We start from the raw sequence: 17,939 nt of genomic DNA, 5'->3' as shown, positions 1-17,939 counted from the left end.
TTCAGGCCAGGGAGGTTAACGGTGGAGCTTCTTGGGAACCCACCACAGGAAAAAAGCCATCCCGAAAAGCTCCACCAGGGATTGAAACACCACCACAACGACGGCCAGCTCATACGAGGCGGGTAATGACAGCGCCAGTGGGAGGACGACAAACGAATTCCGGCTGCCAAAGCTGAACGCCAACACCCTGCCCTGCTTGACCGGTAACCGCGCAACCCTGGCGACGACCACCGACAACATCCCGGCAGCCAGCAAGAATGCGGCAAAGAGCAGCAATAGCCAGGGAAGAATTCCAACCGACGCCAAGACCAGATTCACTTGCGCAGCTGCAATACAGAAGACCACCAGGGCCAACAACGGTACCGGCAGCCAACCAAGAGCTATCACAACAGATTGCCGGTTTTTGCTCCGCGCCACCCAGGTTTCCGTCAGATAAGCCGCAATCAGGGGCGCGACTATCAACCCGGCGAATGCCAGTATCAACTCCTGCTGGGCCACACTGGCGGTGATCTCTGTGCCCAGGAACAACCACACGTAAAATGGCAACAGCAGCAGCTGGAACAAAAGGCTAATGGGCGTGAACGCAATGGCACTTCTGGTGTCACCGCCCCCCAGATGGGTAAAGGTGATAAACCAGTCAGTACAGGGCACCAACAAGACCAGCAACAGACCCAACTGGACAGCTGGAATAGCCGGGCCAAGCGCCATTAATCCCCAGACGATGCACGGTAGCAAAAGAAAGTTGCCAATCACCGCCGCGAACATATATCGAGGCGCTGCAAACGCATCCCGCAGGCGCACCAGAGGCACCTGGGTAAAAGTCGCGTAGAGCAAAGAGCCCAGCAGAGGCCAAAGAATCCATTCCAGACGCCCACCAAGGTCGGGCATCCACACTCCCACCAAAAGGCCCAGGCAGATAGCCATCAGATAGATAAAGACCTGATACTCTTCCATCACTTCACGGGCCAACAGCAAAGCCTCCTGGTTCAACAGTCACGATCAGTGCAACACTCATGTGCGCTACCAGAAACAACAACATTAAGGATCTCACCATGCCCCGCATCGCCTTCCTGTTACTGAGCGTCCTCCTGATTTCCGCCTGCAGCCCTTCCGGCACCGACAGGCCGCCGGCATCCGGAACCCTGACACCCGAAGCGCTTGACCGCCATGGCGAAGAATTCCGGGAAGACGTGATTGAAGTCACCGACGGCGTTTACGTTGCCGTTGGCTTCGGTATCGCCAATTCCATCATGATCGAAGGCGATGATGCCGTCACCATTGTCGATACCATGGAGTCGCTGGAAGCGGCGGAACGAATCGCCGAGCGTTTCAGGGCAATCACTGACAAACCGGTGCGGGCCATTATCTATACCCACTCGCATCCAGACCATATCCATGGGGCGCCAGCTTTTATCAACAACGGCGACCCGGTCGAAATTTATGCTCACCACTCTCTGGAGAAAGCAGTCGACCAGACCGTGAGTGTACTCCAGCCCATCATCACCCAGCGTTCTTTTCGTATGTACGGCAGCCGGCTGCCCGATGCCGACCGAACCAATGTGGGTATCGGCCCCTTTGTGGATTTACAGGAACACAGCACCCTGCAGATTCTGCGACCGACTCAGACCTTTCAAGACGAGCTGAGCATTACCGTAGGCGGTGTGGAGATGATACTCAAGCACGCACCTGGCGAGACCGACGACCAGGTGGTGGTGTGGCTACCAAAACAGAAAGTGCTGCTGCCGGGCGACAACTTCTACCGCGCCTTTCCCAACCTCTACACCATTCGCGGCACCAGCTACCGCGACCCGAAAACCTGGGCTGACAGCCTGGAAATGATGAGGGATCTGGAGCCGGAATATTTGGTACCCGGCCACTCACGCCCGGTGACAGGCAAAGCGGAGATCCGCAAGCACCTGACCGACTACCGGGATGCTATTCGCTATGTTTATGATCAGACCATCCGAATGATGAATGCCGGCAAAACCCCTGACGAAATCGCTCATGAAATCCGTCTGCCACCCCGCCTGGCACGGTCCCCGTTCCTGCAGGAGTTTTATGGCAAACCGGAGTGGTCTGCCCGTATGGTCTTTGGCGGAACACTTGGCTGGTTCGATGGCAACCCCAGCAATCTGCACCCTACGCCACCCGGAGAAAAAGCCAAGCGCATGGCCCAACTGGCCGGCGGTGAAGATGCATTGATGACTGCTGTGGAGAAGGCTGCCAGTAACGAAGACCATCAATGGGTGCTGGAGCTGACGGACTATGTGCTGCGGCTGAGTCCGGAACACCAGGCCGCCACAGAGCATCGCATTCTCGCCTTGCATGCCCTGGCGTCAGCCGAAACCAATCCCGGAGCCCGCCATTACTACCTGACCTCCGCCGCCGAATTGGCGGGCGACATCATCCTGCCACTGATGGCGGTAACTCCCAACGATACGATGCTTGAAGGCATTCCCATCAGGGCCTTCTTCGACGGTATGAGTGTCAACCTTGAAGGTGAAGCCGCATGGGACATCTATCAATCCGTCGTGTTTGAGTTTCCCGACCTGGAGCAGAGCTTCACGCTCACGGTGAGAGGTGGCGCGTCAGAACTCCGGAAGGGCGTCTCGGAAGATGCCAGCATCCATGTGCGCATTGACAGCCTCGACTTCAAGCGGATGCTTGCCGGCATCCGCAACCCCGCATTGGCCATTCTGTCGGATTTTGAGTATGTCAAAGGGGGACGGATTGGCTTTACCCGGTTTATTCAGCTGTTTGAGCCGAATCTGGAAACCTGATTCAACGCAGAACAGTAACCACCAGGTCACCGCAGACAGAGGCAGGCACCATTTACCTGGAGCGTGGCGTAAAGTCAGTGATGATGCATCCCGGAATGGTCCATTGCCTTTTCTTTGCCGTCCAGGGGATGCACCTCCAGCTCTACGGCCATGCCCTCAGCACCGTCAAAAGCCAATTCCACAGGAATGAACTCACCCTCCGCCAATGGCTGGGTGAGCTGTTCCAACATCAGATGGTAGCTGTGAGGTTTCAACTCAACGGTCTCCCCGGCGGGAATCACCAGCCCGCCTTTGACAGGGCTCATGCGCATCACTCCGTCGTGCATGTGGGTTTCGTGGATCGACACGTTACCCGCCCGGGGTGATTGGGCACTGGTGAGGGTGACATCCTGATTGCCGTGATTACTAATGATCATGTAACCCACGCCCATGGGCGTGCCCGGGGGGGTTGGTCGGCTCCAGGGGTGCTCTATGTGAATGTCGCCCTGGCTGTAATCGTGAGCCAGGACAGGAGCAGCCAGTGTCGCGGCAGCCAACAGGAGGCCGACGTTGAATAAATGTGTGCGTTTCATGGGTACTAACTCTGTTGTTATGTGGTCTTGAAGTCTTTTCGAAGTAAGTGTTGCCATCACTTGCCGTGATGGCAAGTGTGTTTTAACCCGTTTTCATCAAATAGTGTTGGCTGGTCACGATGCGTTATTCAGGGCCTGGACCATCGCCCCCAGAAACCGCGAGGCTTCCCCGCCGGTTGCCGCCCGATGGTCGAAGGTAAGCGACAGCGGCAGGATGCGACGAATGGTCGCAGTGCCGTTATGTGGCACAACCTTATCCCGGATTCGCCCAGCCCCCACGATGGCCACTTGTGGCGGGCTGACAATAGGGTTGGCGTACTGGCCGGTCATAGTTCCGAAATTGGACAGGGTAATGGTGGCGCCCTGCATCTCTTTCGGCGGTATCTTGCGGGTGGCTACCGCCTCGCGCAGGTTCTCCAGGCCCTGGCGCAGGTCCTTCTGGCTACGATGGGTAATGTCCCGCAACACCGGCACAAACAGGCCGTCCGCAGTGTCTACGGCGATGCCCACATGCACCTCGTTCAGGAGTTGCCGGCTCAGGTTGTCGCCATCAAACCAGCAATTCAGTTCCGGCACAGCTTCGCAGGCCTTGCCGATGGCCTGCACCAGGCGCATGGTGATGTCGGTGCCCTTTTTCCAGTCACCGATATCCACGTCCTCAAAGATAGACACCGGCACTACCTGGGCGTGGGACAACGCCATGTTCTTGGCCATGGTGCGACGGGTGCCGCGCAGGGGGGCGGCGTCGCCCAGTTGTTTCTGGTGGCTGGCCTGTTTGTGCACGTCGTCAGTGGTGATCAGACCACCCGGGCCGCTGCCCTTGATGGATTCCAGGCCAACCCCCAGTCGTTCTGCCAGTGCACGCACTCCGGGTGTGGCGCGATTGGCCCGGGCCCGCTTGCTGGAAGGGGCCGCACCGACGATAAACTGATCTTGCTGCGCGCCGTTGCCATCGCCTTTTCCGGATGATTTCAGTTCCCCCACCACAGTGCCTGTGTCGTCACCCTCTCCTTCAAAAGCCAGCAAGGGTTCGCCGGTGTGAATGATGTCCCCGGGCTCGCCATAAAGTTTGGCAATGGTACCGGCCTGGGGCGACGGCACTTCAACGATGGCTTTGGCGGTTTCGACGCTGACCAGTACCTGGTCCACATCCACCGTGTCACCCACCTTGATGTGCCATTCGACGATTTCGGCTTCGGGGAGGCCTTCGCCCAGGTCTGGGAGTTTGAAGTTTTTCATGGTTATCCTCCTAGAGCGCGATCACCTGTTCGACGGCTTTAACGATGTCTTCTACCTGGGGCAGGTAGTACTGCTCGTTTCGGTAGTAAGGCATGATGGTGTCGTAACCGGTGACTCGCACCACCGGGGCCTGAAGGTCCAGGAAGGCGCCTTCGGCGATTGAAGCCGCTACTTCGGCACCAACACCGCCGTTGCGGCAGGCTTCGTGAACGATCACCGCACGGCCGGTTTTGGCCACCGAGCACAGCAGGGTTTCCCGGTCCAGGGGGCTGACGGTGGCGACGTCGATCACCTCGCAGCTGACGCCCTGCTCCGCCAGCTTGTCGGCAGCAAGCAAGGTTTCCTGCACACAGGCGCCCCAGGTGATGAGGGTGACGTCATCGCCTTCGCGCAGGGTGAAGCAAGTATCCAACGGTAGCGCCTCACCGTTGTCCTCCACGCTCTGGGTCACTGCCCGGTAGATACGCTTGGGCTCCAGAAAGATCACCGGGTCCGGATTGCGGATGGCCGCCAGCAGAAGGCCATACGCCCGTTGCGGGGAACTTGGAATGACCACTCGCAGGCCGGGGATGTGGGCAAACAGGGCTTCGGTGCTTTCCGAATGATGCTCGGGCGCATGGATACCGCCACCGAACGGTGCCCGAAACACCAATGGGCAATGCAGGCGGCCGCGGGTGCGATTACGCATGCGGGCGGCGTGGCTGACAATCTGCTCCATGCCAGCGTAGATAAAGCCCATAAACTGAAACTCCGCCACCGGCCTCAAACCCTGAGAGGCCATACCGATAGCCGTACCGGCAATCAGGTTTTCCGCCAGGGGTGTATCCATCACCCGCTTGAAGCCAAAGGCTTCTTTCAGGCCAACGGTGGCCCGGAACACGCCGCCATTGGTGGCGATATCTTCGCCCAGCACCACCACGTTAGCATCGTCTGCCATCGCCCGGTGCAAGGCCATATTGACGGCCTCCACCAGGGTCACGTCTCGGGTTTCAATGGATCGCTTTGCCCGGCTCATACGTCACCTCCCCGGTATTTGCTGGCGATCTGCTCACGCTGGGGGTGCAGCGCGGCGGGGAGGGTTTCAAACAGATAATCCAGCATCGCGGTGGGTGGCTCAGCCTCCATCGCCAGGTACTCTTCAACGGCCCGCTCAACCGTTTGCTTACATTCGGCCTGAAGGGATTTTTCTTTATCCGGGCTCCACAGGCCGCTGTCATACAACCAGTTCTGCAGGCGTTTGACGCCGTCTTTCTCCCAGGCGCGCTTGAGATCTTCGGCGGTTCGGTAACGGGTGGCATCATCGGCGGTGGTGTGATCCCCCAGGCGATAGGTAACGGCTTCAATCACCGTCGCGCCCTTGCCGCCATGGGCCCGGCCCAGAGCTGTATCCAGAGCCTCAACCGTAGCGAAGTAGTCGTTACCATCGACAATGTGGCCCGGCAATCCGGCGCTGATGGCTTTCTGCGCGATGGTTTCCGCGCCGCTTTGCAGGCTGCGAGGTGTGGAAATGGCCCATTGGTTATTGATCACTACGAATACAACGGGCAAATGCCAGGCGCCAGCCAGATTGATACTTTCCAGAAAATCACCCTTGGAGGTACCACCATCACCGATGCAACAGACCACGGCCCGATTCTCATCGCGAATCTTCATCGCCGCCGCCACGCCCACAGCATGGCAACACTGGGTGGCAATGGGCACCGAGATCGGCAAGTCTTCCGCGCAATTCTGCCAGGCGCTGCCACGCTCATCACCGCCCCAGTACAGCAGTAATTCCGTGAGACTGACGCCGCGAAGAAGATGGGCGGCCTGATCCCGATAATAGGGCACAAACACATCGGACTTCGCCATACCCTGGCCAATAGCTGTACCCACCACCTCATGCCCGAGCACAGACGGGTAGGTGCCGCACTTGCCGGTGCGTTGCAGGGCAATGGCTTTGGAATCGAAGGTGCGCGTCAGCACCATGTTGCGGTAGGCGGCCAGAACCCTGTCGGTGTTCCCGGCCTGGGGCGGCAACTCGCCCAGCGGTTTGCCGTGGTCATCCAGATAGCGGGTGCTATCCACATGGAATTCGTGGATTTGTCTCATCCCATCCTCCTGTCCCCCGGCCTCGCGATAGAAGCCTGGCTGCACAGAGAGCCTGCTTGTGGCGGGCGCCGGCAGCGTTTGGGGTGGTCGTCTTGTTGTTGGTGTGGGTTACACATCTGGGATCTTGATCAGGACATCTCTACCGATGTCCTGATTAAGTATTAGACAATAAAAACACGAAGGGCAAACTGCGAAAGGAAAGCCTCTGACTGGCTCAATCGTGCCAGTGTTCACCGGAATTCTTTCGGCTGAGCAACCAGTATGTGATACCCAGAGCCAGCGTGGTTGCGGCAATACCCAGCAGGTACATGGGAGTAAGCGTATCGAAATCCAGAACAATGACCTTCCGGGAAATCGCCATCAATGCCGTGGCAACAACCAGCTGAACCGGAAACACATTGGTTCCCAAATAAAGCCGGATGTTGATGAAAATCTCCACCGCAATCAGCACCGCCATGAAGGCACCGAAGGTGAAGAAGATATCGTTGATATCCAACAGCAGAAAAGGTGGCGTCAGCAGGCGTGCGTAGATGATATACACCACATCACCCACACCCCACAGGATTACCGCCACCATCAACACCGCCAGCACGCGTATGGCAAAGCGGATAATCCGGTGCAACCCCCGAAAGAAAGGGTCGGGGAAATCAATCGGCAGCTCCTGATGAAGTTCATGCTTCCGGGCAGATTGCTCCGGCAAAACGTCCTTTTCTTTATCCACCATGGCACCGCTCCTGTGCTGCCGATGACGACGGGAATCAGGCTTTCTTCACAAACTCCGACTTGAGTTTCATAGCACCAACACCGTCAATCTTGCAATCAATATCGTGATCCCCATCCACCAGGCGAATGTTCTTGACCTTGGTGCCTACCTTAACCACCAGACTGGACCCTTTAACCTTCAAGTCCTTGATCACAGTGACCGTATCACCATCCTGAAGTTCATTACCGTTGGAATCCCGAACCACCTTACCGGCCTCGGCCTCAGCCTGTTCCGCCGCGCTCCACTCATGCCCGCACTCGGGGCAAACCAGCTGAACGCCGTCTTCATAGGTGTATTCAGAATTGCACTGGGGGCATGGGGGCATTTGAGACATTATCATTTCCTGTTAATTAAATGAGCACAGGATTATACCACTACCGCCCGGGAGACACCCTCGCAAGAACGGTCGGATTCTCCGACAGCGGCAACGCCAGAATCACCCCCTCATTGGAAGCCGGAAAAACCCCGGTCAGCGCCGTCACATTCACCTGATGCGACACCAAAATCACCGCCGCCCCCGGCTCAAGCTCATTCACCAACGCAATCGTTTGCCGCGTTTGGGTATCGCCATCACCTCGATTCCGAAAAAACGAATTCAACGCCGGCCACCCCGTCACCTCACCCATCTCCATTTCCCGAGCCGTATCCAGACACCGACACCACTGACTGGAAAACACCCTGGCCTCGGCAATACCCCGAGACTCCAGAAACGGCTTCCACGAACGCGCTTGCTCCCGCCCAACCGAGTTGAGATTGCGCTGGGTACTGCAATCCTCCAGATCAAACCCGCCGGGATCGCCGGTACCCGGCGCAAGAGCGTGACGCATCATCAGCACCGCCCGCCCTTCGCGCAGGGCTGTCCAGGCCTGCTCCTCCGAGGCGACACCTTTGACCGGCACTAATCCAAGAATCATAAGAAAAAAGACCAACCTAGTTTTCATACCCCTTCCCTCGAAATCAGCAAAATAATCGCGGAGGTACTGATATTGTTAACAAGCGTGTTTAGGGATGGCTTCCAAAAAATTTCGAAGGCCAAGGATGGCCTGAGAGAAGCGCACATGGATGTGCTCGTAGCGGTTTTTTGGAAGCCATCCCTAAACATGCCCAACACCAAACCGCGACGGCACAAACGTAAATACGCGGCGCAAACCTAACAAGCCCACCCGATGAACAGTTAAAATGCACCAACGACAAGCCACCAAAGGAACACCAAAATGCCAATCTGGGTCGACGCCGACGCCTGCCCCGTCCCCATCCGGGAAATTCTCTGCCGCGCCGCCACCCGCTGGCAAATCCAGACCACCTTCATCGCCAACCACGCCATCACCCTGCCGCCGAGCCCCTACATCAGCCGCCGCCAGGTACCCCAAGGCTTTGACGTCGCCGACAACGAAATCATGGACCAGATGACCAAAGGCGACCTGGTCATCACCCAGGATATCCCCCTGGCTGCTGAAGCCATCGAAAAAGGCGCCGACGTTTTTAACCCCAGAGGCCAGGCCTTCACCAAGGAAAACATCCGCCAGCGCCTGGCCATGAGAAACTTCATGGAAGAGATGCGCAACGCCGGGCAAGTCACCGGCGGGCCCGCCCCCTTCGGCCAGGCAGACCGCAAAGAATTCGCCGATCAACTGGACCGCTGGCTGCAACGCAACGGCCGAAGGTGATAATGATTCTATTTTAACTCAGTCAAAAATCCGCTAACCTTCCCGCCTTCAGTGAGATCAGCCACGGCGAGAAGGAAGCGGAACATGGCCACAAGCAGCCAACACACCAGCAGCTTTGCGGCACTCGGCCGCCTGTTGCGTTATGCCCGGGGTTATCGTCGGCGGATCATCGCCGCCACCACCTGCTCCGTGATCAACAAACTGTTTGATATTGCCCCCGAAATCCTGATTGGCGTGGCCATCGATGTGGTTGTGAACCAGGAACAGAGCTTTGTCGCCCGGCTTGGGTTTGAGACCGCCCAGCAACAGATCACCATCCTGGCGGTACTGACCTTTTTCATCTGGGCGGGCGAATCCCTGTTCGAATACCTGTACCAGATCCTCTGGCGCAATCTGGCCCAACGCCTGCAGTCGGATCTTCGGCAAGACGCCTATGAGCACGCCCAGCGTCTGGATATGAGCTTCTTTGAAGCTCGAAGCTCCGGGCAGCTGGTTGCCACCATGAATGACGACGTTAACCAGCTTGAGCGTTTTCTCGATGGGGGTGCCAACGCCATGATTCAGGTGGTGGTCACTGTGGTCGCGGTGGGTGCCGTGTTCTTTGTGTTGTCCCCGCTGATTGCCCTGCTGGCGTTTACACCGATCCCCCTGATTATCTGGGGCGCCTTCTATTTCCAGCGTAAAGCCGGGCCGCTGTACGCCGATGTGCGCGAGAAAGTTGGTGATTTGTCCAGCCGTCTTGCCAATAACCTCGGCGGTATTGCCACCATCAAAAGCTTTACCGCGGAACTGCGTGAAGCTCGCCGACTGAAACAGGCCAGCGAGGCCTATGTGGAGGCCAACCGGCAAGCCATCCGTATCAGTTCAGCGTTCATACCCGTGATTCGCATGGCCATTCTCGCCGGCTTTCTGGCGACCTTTACAGTCGGTGGCATGATGGCATTGAACGGCGACCTCAACGTCGGTGCCTACGGCGTGCTGGTATTCCTGACCCAACGCCTGCTCTGGCCCCTGACGGGCCTCGCTGAGGTTATTGACCTGTTCGAGCGCGCCATGGCCAGCACCCGACGAATTCTCGATCTGCTGGCAGAACCGGTCAACGTTCGGGACCAGGCTGGCAAAGACCTTGAACAACCGGTTCAGGGCAGCGTGGCGTTTGACCAGGTGGGCTTTCACTATGCCAGTAGTGGTGCTGGTGTTAACGGCATCAGCCTGGAGGTACCCGCCGGCAATACCCTGGCCTTGGTGGGCGCAACCGGCTCTGGCAAATCAACCCTGATCAAACTGCTGTTGCGATTCTATGACCCCACCCACGGCGAGATCCGCCTGGATGGTCAGGCTATTCGGAACGTGAGCCTGAAATCCCTGCGGGACGCTATCGGTCTGGTCAGCCAGGATGTCTACCTGTTTGAAGGCAGCATTCGCGACAATCTGGCCTACGGTAAGCCCGACGCCACCGATGAAGAGATTATCGAAGCGGCCCGAACAGCAGAGGCCTGGTCGTTCATCAGCCAGTTACCCCAGGGCCTGGATACTCCGGTTGGCGAACGCGGGGTACGCCTCTCCGGCGGCCAGCGCCAAAGACTGTCTCTGGCCCGTGCGCTGCTGAAAGATCCTCCGGTTCTGGTACTCGATGAAGCCACCAGCGCCGTGGACAACGAAACCGAAGCGGCAATTCAGCGTTCGCTCCGGCGCATTGGCCACAACCGAACCGTGATCATGATCGCCCACCGATTGTCGACCATTGTTGACGCGGACAACATCGCGGTGATCGACGGAGGCCAGGTGGTCGAACAAGGCGACCACAAGACACTGCTGGCGCTAAACGGCGCCTACGCTGCGCAATGGCGCGTTCAAACCGGCCAGGTGAACAATGCTGACACCTGATATACATTGATAGTAATTCGCATTTAGATTATCCTGCCCGCCAAAGCCAAGGGAGAGTCTGAATGCCAGCGTTTTTTGAAGTCGACCAACTGGCGGTTCGCCTGGGTGACACCGCCATATTGCACAATGTCAGCCTGGCGTTTCAGGAAGGCGAGGTAACGGCGCTGCTCGGTCATAACGGCTCGGGCAAATCCACCTTGTTGAAGACCCTGGCCCGGCAGATATCGCCCTCCCACGGCGAAGTCCTGCTCCATGGCCAGTCTTTCCGGGCTACAGGTGCCCGAGCATTCGCAAGAACCGTGGGCTACCTGCCACAACATCCCCCGGCAACCGACGGACTCACAGTGAGAGAGCTGGTCGCACTCGGACGCTATCCCTGGCGCGGCCCCCTCGGCCGTTACACTGCCGGCGACCAGACACTGATTGATCAGGCCATCCATGACACCGGCCTGGCACGATTCGCTGGCCGCGCGGTCGACACCCTGTCGGGTGGCGAGCGGCAACGGGCCTGGATAGCCATGTTGCTGGCCCAGCAAACCCGCTGCCTGCTGTTGGATGAACCCATTTCCGCCCTGGATGTGAAGCACCAGGTGGAGACCCTGCGCCTTGTCCACCGCCTTGCCGAGGAGCGGGAACTGACCGTCATTGTGGTATTACACGATGTGGATCTCGCGGCCAGATTCTGCGACCGCCTCGTGGCCCTGAAGGCCGGACAGGTTGTGGCGGATGGAACGCCCAATGAGATTATGGACAGCGGCATATTGGAATCCATCTACGGCGTCGCCATGGGTGTAATGGAACGGGCGCCCGGCCAGTGGGTGTCTTATGTGCACTGAACAACGGGCTCACCGCCCACTGGCGTATCTCTGCTTACTTGCATTGATGATCAGCCAACCCGCGCACCCCGGAACCTGGAGCCACGAAAATGGCTCAATCACCCTGCCCCGGCCGCCTGAGCGCATCGTTGCCCTCAACTGGGCCGCAACCGAGGCGCTTTTGCTATTGGGGGTGACCCCGGTGGGCGTGGCAGACCGGGACGGCTATAGCGCCTGGGTCCAGGCCCCGGAATTACCCGGCGGCATTGCCAATGTTGGTACCCGGGTCGCTCCCAGCCTGGAAGCGATTGCCGAGCTGAAGCCAGACCTGATTGTCACCAGTGCCGAAATGGCGCCTGCGGCCGAATTACTGGAACGCATTGCCCCCACCTACGTCATCAGCGTCTACAAAGAGGGCTCCGCCCCCTTCGCCAAAGCCCGGGAAATGCTGACCACGCTTGGCGAGATGCTGAACCTCGAACACCAGGCCGAGGCTATCCTTACGGATATTGACCAAACTCTCGAGGAGCAACGCACCCGCCTGGCCGAGGCCGGCATGAATCAGCAGCCGGTGGCCCTGGTCAACTTTCTGGATGACCGACATGTTCGTATCTACGCGCACAACGGCCTATATCAGACCACCCTCAAAGCCTTGGGGCTGCGCAATGCATGGCCACACGAGGGTAACTATTGGGGGTTCTCTGTGGTTGGCCTGGAGGCCATTGCGCCCTACCACGACAGTCGTATCGTTGTCATTTCACCCACCCTGCCCGGGCTCTCGGATCACCTGGCAGGCAGTCCCTTCTGGACCTATCTGCCGCCCGTCAAGCGAAACCAGGTTTATCAAATTGAGCCGGTGTGGCCATTCGGCGGGGTGTACCCGGTAAAACGCCTGGCGATCTTGCTGGCTGATGCCCTGTTGGAGGGAGGCCGCAACAATGTTCGCTGACTCGGCACGCGTACCTGCAACCGCCCCGTCCCTCCCCAGAAGACTTCCGGTTGCCATTGCCCTGCTCTGGCTTGTCGCCCTGGCGGCCAGCTCCCTTCCCTGGCTGGGCCAGATGACACCAGGCGAGCTGTTCGCGGCGTTCTGGAGCTATACCGAAGATCATTACCCATCTGTGCTCGCTCACTACAGCTGGGCCCCCAGGGTCTCAATAGCCGTTCTGATCGGCTGCGGACTGGGCCTGGCAGGCGCTGTTACTCAGCAAATCCTTGGCAACCCCCTGGCCTCGCCCACCACGCTGGGCGTGGAAGCCGGCGGGCAGTTCGGGGTGACCATTGCCACCCTTTTTGTACCGGGTTTGCTGGCCTTCAGCCCCGACCTTGCCGCCGTGGCGGGTGGCCTTCTGGCCATTGGCCTGGTGATCGCGCTGACATGGCGCCTGGGCTTTTCACCGGTCACCGTCATTCTGGCGGGGCTGGTGATTACCTTCTTCCTCGGCGCCATGAACATGGCCTTTCTTCTGCTCAAAGGCGAATGGCTGGGCAACCTGTTTATCTGGGGTGCAGGCTCACTGGTCCAGAATAACTGGGAGCCCTTCCTGGAGTTGCTGCCGCGGGTACTGATTCTTGCGGTTGCCATGCTGATGTTGATGCGGCCACTGGCACTGCTGCAATTGGGGCAGGCTTCGGCTTCGGCACTCGGGGCCAAGGTTGCGCTGGTTCGGGGCGGCGCCCTGATTCTGGTAGTCCTGATGAGTTCCGTAGTGGTCAGCCGGGTAGGTGTGGTGGCATTCGTGGGGCTGGCCGCCCCGGTGCTGGCCAGGCTACTGGGCGCCCGCACGCTGGGTGAGAGACTGCTTTGGAGCACGGTCACCGGCGGCGGGCTCTTGCTGCTGGCAGACACCCTGGCGCACTGGGCAACAACTCTGGGTAACGGCTCCATTGTACCCACCGGCACCACCACCGCCCTGATCGGCGGCCCCATTATCCTGATGGCGTTGCAGGGCATTCGAAACACACACCATATGCCCGGCGCAGATTCGAGCCCGGCCGGGTTCATGCCCACCCGCAAGCCAACACTTCTGATCGCCGGCATTCTAATGGCGCTGCTGGTGCTGACCATTGCTGTGTCTATGGCTTGGTCGCCCGGCCTGAGTTCCTGGAACTGGACACCGGTTTCGAACTGGAGCGATGCCTGGGTGTGGCGTGGCCCCCGGCTGATGGCGGCCATTCTTGCCGGCATGGCTCTGGGCATGGCCGGCACCCTGATACAGCGCATGACCGGCAACCCCATGGGCAGCCCGGAATTACTGGGTATTAGCGGTGGTGCGGCTTTGGTGATGGTGGTCCTGGTGCTCACCGGCCTCGACATCGGCCGTGGCGGCCAACTGGTCGGAGCCACTGCGGGGGCCGCTGCTGCATTGGGCCTGTTGATTCTGCTGGCCCGCCGTCATCGCTTTGCCGGCAACCAACTGTTGTTGGGCGGGCTGGCGCTTTACGTCTTTATGGATGCCGGGTTGAGACTGGTAATGGCTTCCGGGGGAACCGTTGCGTCGCGACTGCTGAACTGGATGTACGGCTCCACCTGGTTGGTGTCTGAACCGGAAGCCATTGGTTTGCTGGCACTTGTGCTGGGGCTTGGAGCACTGCTTTCGCTGGTTATACGACCGCTTACCCTTTTGCCTCTGGGGGATTCGGCCGCATCATCACTGGGGCTGCCGGTTGCGCGGGCCCGGCTTCTCCTCCTGCTGATGGCTTCGGTACTCACTGCAGCCGCCACCGTGGTGATCGGCCCGCTGAGCTTTGTTGGGCTGATCGCACCCCATCTTGCCAGGGTGCTGGGCCAGCAAACGGTGGGGCGTCAGCTTGTGGTTGCGGCGCTGGCAGGCGGATTGCTGCTGGCCATCGCCGATTATCTGGCGCGGGTCGTCGTGTTTCCCAACCAGTTGCCATCCGGGCTATTAGCGGCCCTGGTGGGCGGCCTGTACTTTCTCTGGGGATTGAGCCGCCATGGCCGTCACTGAGGTTTGTGGTGATCCCTGGCTGGCCAGTTATCGCCATCTGTTAACCGGACATGGCCTGAGCCCACAGAACACCCTGAACAGCGCACTGGCTCAAGACGCCGGGCAGCGCCCTGCGCTGTTTTCCCTGGCACAGATTCTGGCTAAGCCGGAGCTGCTGGAAAATCAGCTGCTGGAGGATTATCCGGACGCGTGCCGCCCCAGGATGCACAAGGCCCGCGTGTCGGTGCTACACCAGAGCCTGGCTTTGCAGGTCATCGCCCCCCGGGTGCTACAGCTGTTCCGGGATGGAGTCTGCGCCCCCCTGAACCCCGATCGAATTTTCCTGTGCCCGCTGGAACTCGCTGACGCGCCGTCTCGCTGGGTTAACTTGAATGACGGCCAGACACCCCTGGCGCCCGGGGCATTTATTGAGATAACCGCTGATCAGATGCAGGCGTGGTATCCGGTCTTCCGGCAGTCTTTCGGGGTCAGTCCCGGCGCCTACTGGAGCAGTGTTGGCTTGGCACTGGGTGCACCATTTTCCGCGGTCTGGAATCAGGTGGACCCGGAAGCGCTCTGCGCCCTGGCCACCAGCTGGCTGGCCCGGTTTGAGTGTGAGGCAAACAGATACATCGACTGGATACCGGCTGAATTCAGCCAACAGCGCTGTGCACTGCCTCAACGGCGAGGCTGCTGCCTGAAGTACCTCTTACCCGACGGCGGATACTGCGGGACTTGCGGGATCTACCGTCGCGACCGCATGGGCAACGTCAGGGAATCAGCATCAGACAAGCCAGGGCCACCGACATAACACTGATGGCAGACACCGCAATTTTCAGCCCTTCCCGTACTTCATGCTCCATAGCCATACTTGCTCCCATTCCAATGGACAAACAATGGATCACCTGATCAGCCACAAACACCATTTGTAAACGATAACCTTTATCATTACAATCCGCGTTACAATTTTTACACCTGACCCCCAACCCATCAGAGGAATATCCAGGAATGCAGTTGCCCAATTCCACCAACAACAAGGAATACAAGCATCCGCCGCGCGGTTCGTGGACCGCAGGGCTCCTGACGCTAGCAGTGACAACCACACCGGTTCTGGCCCAGGAAACGCTTACTCCAATCGATGTCAGTGGCGAGCGTATTGAAGACCCATCTGCCCCAGTAGATGGGTATATTGCGACCTCTAGCCGGGCAGGAACGAAAACCAACACCCCGATTACCGAAATTCCACAGTCTATCTCTGTGGTTACCGCCGATCAGATGCAAGACCAGGGCGTTGCCAGTGTTCAGGAAGCCTTACGCTACACCGTGGGCGTAGGAGCCGAGCAGTTTGGTCTTGATAGCCGGGGCGACTGGCAGTCCGTGCGCGGCGGCGATCCAGTGATCTTCCTCGATGGCATGCAAAAGACTTTCGGTTTCTATCAGAGCCCTCGCACAGAGCCTTACCTGCTGGAACGCATTGAAGTCATTCGTGGGCCCTCTTCCGTGCTTTACGGCCAGGGCAACGTGGGGGGCCTGGTCAATCTCGCCACCAAACGCCCACAGGCAGAACAGTCTACCGAACTGAAACTGCAGGTAGGGAACCACTCCCGAAAGCAGGCGGCAGTCGATTCAACAGGGGCGCTTAATGAGGACGGCACGCTGCTTTATCGTTTTATTGCCCTAGGCCGTGATAGCGACACACAGGTCAACAAGGTTGAGGACAATCGAGTAGTCATCGCACCTTCGATCACCTGGCGCCCGACTGATCAGACCGAGTGGACTGTTATGGCGCTGCACCAGGAGGACCGTTCAGGCACCACCACACAGTTCCTGCCTATCGAAGGGACCCTGAAACCGTCACCATTTGGCCTGCCACAGATCCCCATCGATCTGTTCATCAGCGAACCAGATTTCGACCGCTACAACACTAAGGAAAACGCGGTGACATCGTTGTTAAGCCACCAGCTCAACAACGTTTGGACAGTGCGGCAAAGCCTCCGTTACTCGGAGACCGAGGTAGACTACCAGAGCATCTACCCTCAATTTACTCCTGCTCTCAAGGAGAACGGGGATATCGCTCGGGTCGCCTACGCCAACAAGCCAAACCTGGACACCCTGACCGCAGATCATCAGGCAGAGGCTTTGTTCTCAACGGGCAATGTGGATCACACGGTACTGCTTGGCTGGGATTACCAGCATGCGGTCAGCAGCAGCCGCCGAGCCTACAAGGCAGACATCGGCGACTTGAACGTGTTTAATCCGGTCTACGGAAACTATGACCGTTTGACCGAAAGTGATTTCAGTGACACGCCGGAAAATACCATCATCCAGAGTGGGTTCTACGCCCAGAATCAGATGACCATTAATGATCGCTGGATTGCCGTGCTGGGCCTTCGGCACGACAGCGCCCGCAACAAGACCGAGGGCGGCTCGGCCTTCACCGACGAGGAGGTCACCGGCAGGGCTGGCCTGATGTACAAGTTCAGCAACGGTATCACGCCTTTCATCAGCTACTCGGAATCCTTCAAACCGGTCACCGGTCTTGATGCTTTCAACAATCCGTTCGAGCCGTTAAAAGGTGAGCAGGTTGAAGTCGGCGTAAAGTATCAGCCGGCTGACTCCGCGAGCCTGTATACCGCTACGGTATACGATCTGCGCGAAAAGAACCGCCAGGCTCCTGACCCCGTGAATCCGAACAATCAGATTCAGAATGGCGAGACCAGCGCCCGTGGCATCGAATTGGAAGCAAAAGTGGACGTGAATGCCCACTGGGACCTGATCGCCAACTACGCCTACACCGATACCGAGGTTGAGGAGGGCAACAACAAAGGTGCCCGACTGCCAAGCATTCCCGCCCACACAGCATCGATCTGGAGCCAACATGACCTGCGTTCAGTTGGTATTCCGGGGCTTCGGGCCGGTGCCGGTGTGCGCTATGTCGGGTCAAGCTGGGATGGCACAGACCAACTCAAGACCCCCGCAGAAACCCTGCTGGACGCCATGATTGCCTACGGTCGTGACAACTGGGAACTGGCTTTGAACGTCAACAACCTGACCAATGAGACCTACTTCACGACCTGCTTGGCTCGGGGCGATTGTTTCATAGGCACCAAACGCACAGTAACGGGCACCTTGAGTTACCGTTTCTGAGTCCTTCCTGACGAACACAAAAAAGCCACC

At 58.6% G+C, this 17,939-nt stretch carries 16 protein-coding genes; 8 read left to right on the top strand and 8 right to left on the bottom strand.

Translation table 11 applies throughout. The annotated features are described in order from the left end of the window. Positions 1-15: 15 nt before the first annotated feature. A complete protein-coding gene (locus ACNSOI_RS05310; protein ID WP_420195275.1) occupies positions 16-969 on the bottom strand; it encodes an arsenic resistance protein in 954 nt (317 codons plus the stop codon). 83 nt (positions 970-1,052) lie between these two features. Between ACNSOI_RS05310 and ACNSOI_RS05305 the strand changes: the two genes are divergently transcribed. Beyond that, complete coding sequence (locus ACNSOI_RS05305; protein ID WP_420195274.1) at positions 1,053-2,780, top strand: alkyl sulfatase dimerization domain-containing protein; 1,728 nt, start codon at positions 1,053-1,055, stop codon at positions 2,778-2,780. A gap of 74 nt (positions 2,781-2,854) precedes the next feature. Here the strand turns inward: ACNSOI_RS05305 and ACNSOI_RS05300 are convergent, their stop codons facing one another. The 7 genes from ACNSOI_RS05300 to ACNSOI_RS05270 form a co-directional block, all read right to left on the bottom strand. Beyond that, entirely contained in the window at positions 2,855-3,352 is a 498-nt protein-coding gene (locus tag ACNSOI_RS05300; protein ID WP_061333345.1) for a copper chaperone PCu(A)C, read from the bottom strand. A gap of 114 nt (positions 3,353-3,466) precedes the next feature. Beyond that, complete coding sequence (locus tag ACNSOI_RS05295) at positions 3,467-4,591, bottom strand: dihydrolipoamide acetyltransferase family protein (protein WP_286254257.1); 1,125 nt, start codon at positions 4,589-4,591, stop codon at positions 3,467-3,469. 10 nt (positions 4,592-4,601) lie between these two features. Further along, a complete protein-coding gene (locus tag ACNSOI_RS05290; protein WP_420195273.1) occupies positions 4,602-5,606 on the bottom strand; it encodes an alpha-ketoacid dehydrogenase subunit beta in 1,005 nt (334 codons plus the stop codon). After that, positions 5,603-6,682 carry a pyruvate dehydrogenase (acetyl-transferring) E1 component subunit alpha gene (pdhA, locus tag ACNSOI_RS05285; RefSeq protein ID WP_420195272.1) on the bottom strand — a complete coding sequence of 360 codons (1,080 nt, stop codon included), beginning with the start codon at positions 6,680-6,682 and terminating at the stop codon, positions 5,603-5,605. Before pdhA ends, ACNSOI_RS05290 begins: the two co-directional genes overlap by 4 nt. Positions 6,683-6,896: 214 nt before the next feature. After that, positions 6,897-7,406, bottom strand: coding sequence for a phosphate-starvation-inducible PsiE family protein (locus ACNSOI_RS05280; protein ID WP_106693599.1), 510 nt, complete (start codon positions 7,404-7,406; stop codon positions 6,897-6,899). Between the two features lie 34 nt (positions 7,407-7,440). Beyond that, a complete protein-coding gene (locus ACNSOI_RS05275) occupies positions 7,441-7,779 on the bottom strand; it encodes a zinc ribbon domain-containing protein YjdM (RefSeq protein WP_420195271.1) in 339 nt (112 codons plus the stop codon). 40 nt (positions 7,780-7,819) lie between these two features. After that, a complete protein-coding gene (locus ACNSOI_RS05270; RefSeq protein WP_244178163.1) occupies positions 7,820-8,359 on the bottom strand; it encodes a histidine phosphatase family protein in 540 nt (179 codons plus the stop codon). 300 nt (positions 8,360-8,659) lie between these two features. Between ACNSOI_RS05270 and ACNSOI_RS05265 the strand changes: the two genes are divergently transcribed. From ACNSOI_RS05265 to ACNSOI_RS05235, 7 genes are all read left to right on the top strand, one after another. Beyond that, complete coding sequence (locus tag ACNSOI_RS05265) at positions 8,660-9,112, top strand: YaiI/YqxD family protein (protein WP_106693594.1); 453 nt, start codon at positions 8,660-8,662, stop codon at positions 9,110-9,112. 84 nt (positions 9,113-9,196) lie between these two features. Continuing rightward, positions 9,197-10,999: an ABC transporter ATP-binding protein gene (locus ACNSOI_RS05260; RefSeq protein ID WP_286254250.1), complete on the top strand. Its 1,803-nt coding sequence runs from the start codon at positions 9,197-9,199 to the stop codon at positions 10,997-10,999. 62 nt (positions 11,000-11,061) lie between these two features. Further along, positions 11,062-11,835, top strand: coding sequence for an ABC transporter ATP-binding protein (locus ACNSOI_RS05255; protein ID WP_106693593.1), 774 nt, complete (start codon positions 11,062-11,064; stop codon positions 11,833-11,835). Continuing rightward, positions 11,825-12,763, top strand: a complete 939-nt coding sequence (locus ACNSOI_RS05250) for an iron-siderophore ABC transporter substrate-binding protein (RefSeq protein ID WP_420195270.1) — start codon at positions 11,825-11,827, stop codon at positions 12,761-12,763. Before ACNSOI_RS05255 ends, ACNSOI_RS05250 begins: the two co-directional genes overlap by 11 nt. Next, a complete protein-coding gene (fhuB, locus tag ACNSOI_RS05245; protein WP_286920520.1) occupies positions 12,753-14,783 on the top strand; it encodes a Fe(3+)-hydroxamate ABC transporter permease FhuB in 2,031 nt (676 codons plus the stop codon). The genes ACNSOI_RS05250 and fhuB overlap by 11 nt, the downstream gene beginning before the upstream one ends. Continuing rightward, positions 14,770-15,573, top strand: coding sequence for a (2Fe-2S)-binding protein (locus tag ACNSOI_RS05240; RefSeq protein WP_420195269.1), 804 nt, complete (start codon positions 14,770-14,772; stop codon positions 15,571-15,573). Before fhuB ends, ACNSOI_RS05240 begins: the two co-directional genes overlap by 14 nt. A gap of 197 nt (positions 15,574-15,770) precedes the next feature. Beyond that, positions 15,771-17,909, top strand: a complete 2,139-nt coding sequence (locus ACNSOI_RS05235) for a TonB-dependent siderophore receptor (protein WP_106693587.1) — start codon at positions 15,771-15,773, stop codon at positions 17,907-17,909. The last annotated feature ends 30 nt before the right edge of the window (positions 17,910-17,939 follow it).

It is taken from the genome of Marinobacter sp. GH_1 (genome assembly GCF_048595985.1).
In the GTDB taxonomy this organism is placed as follows: domain Bacteria; phylum Pseudomonadota; class Gammaproteobacteria; order Pseudomonadales; family Oleiphilaceae; genus Marinobacter; species Marinobacter shengliensis.
This window is presented reverse-complemented; position numbering and strand designations above follow the sequence as displayed.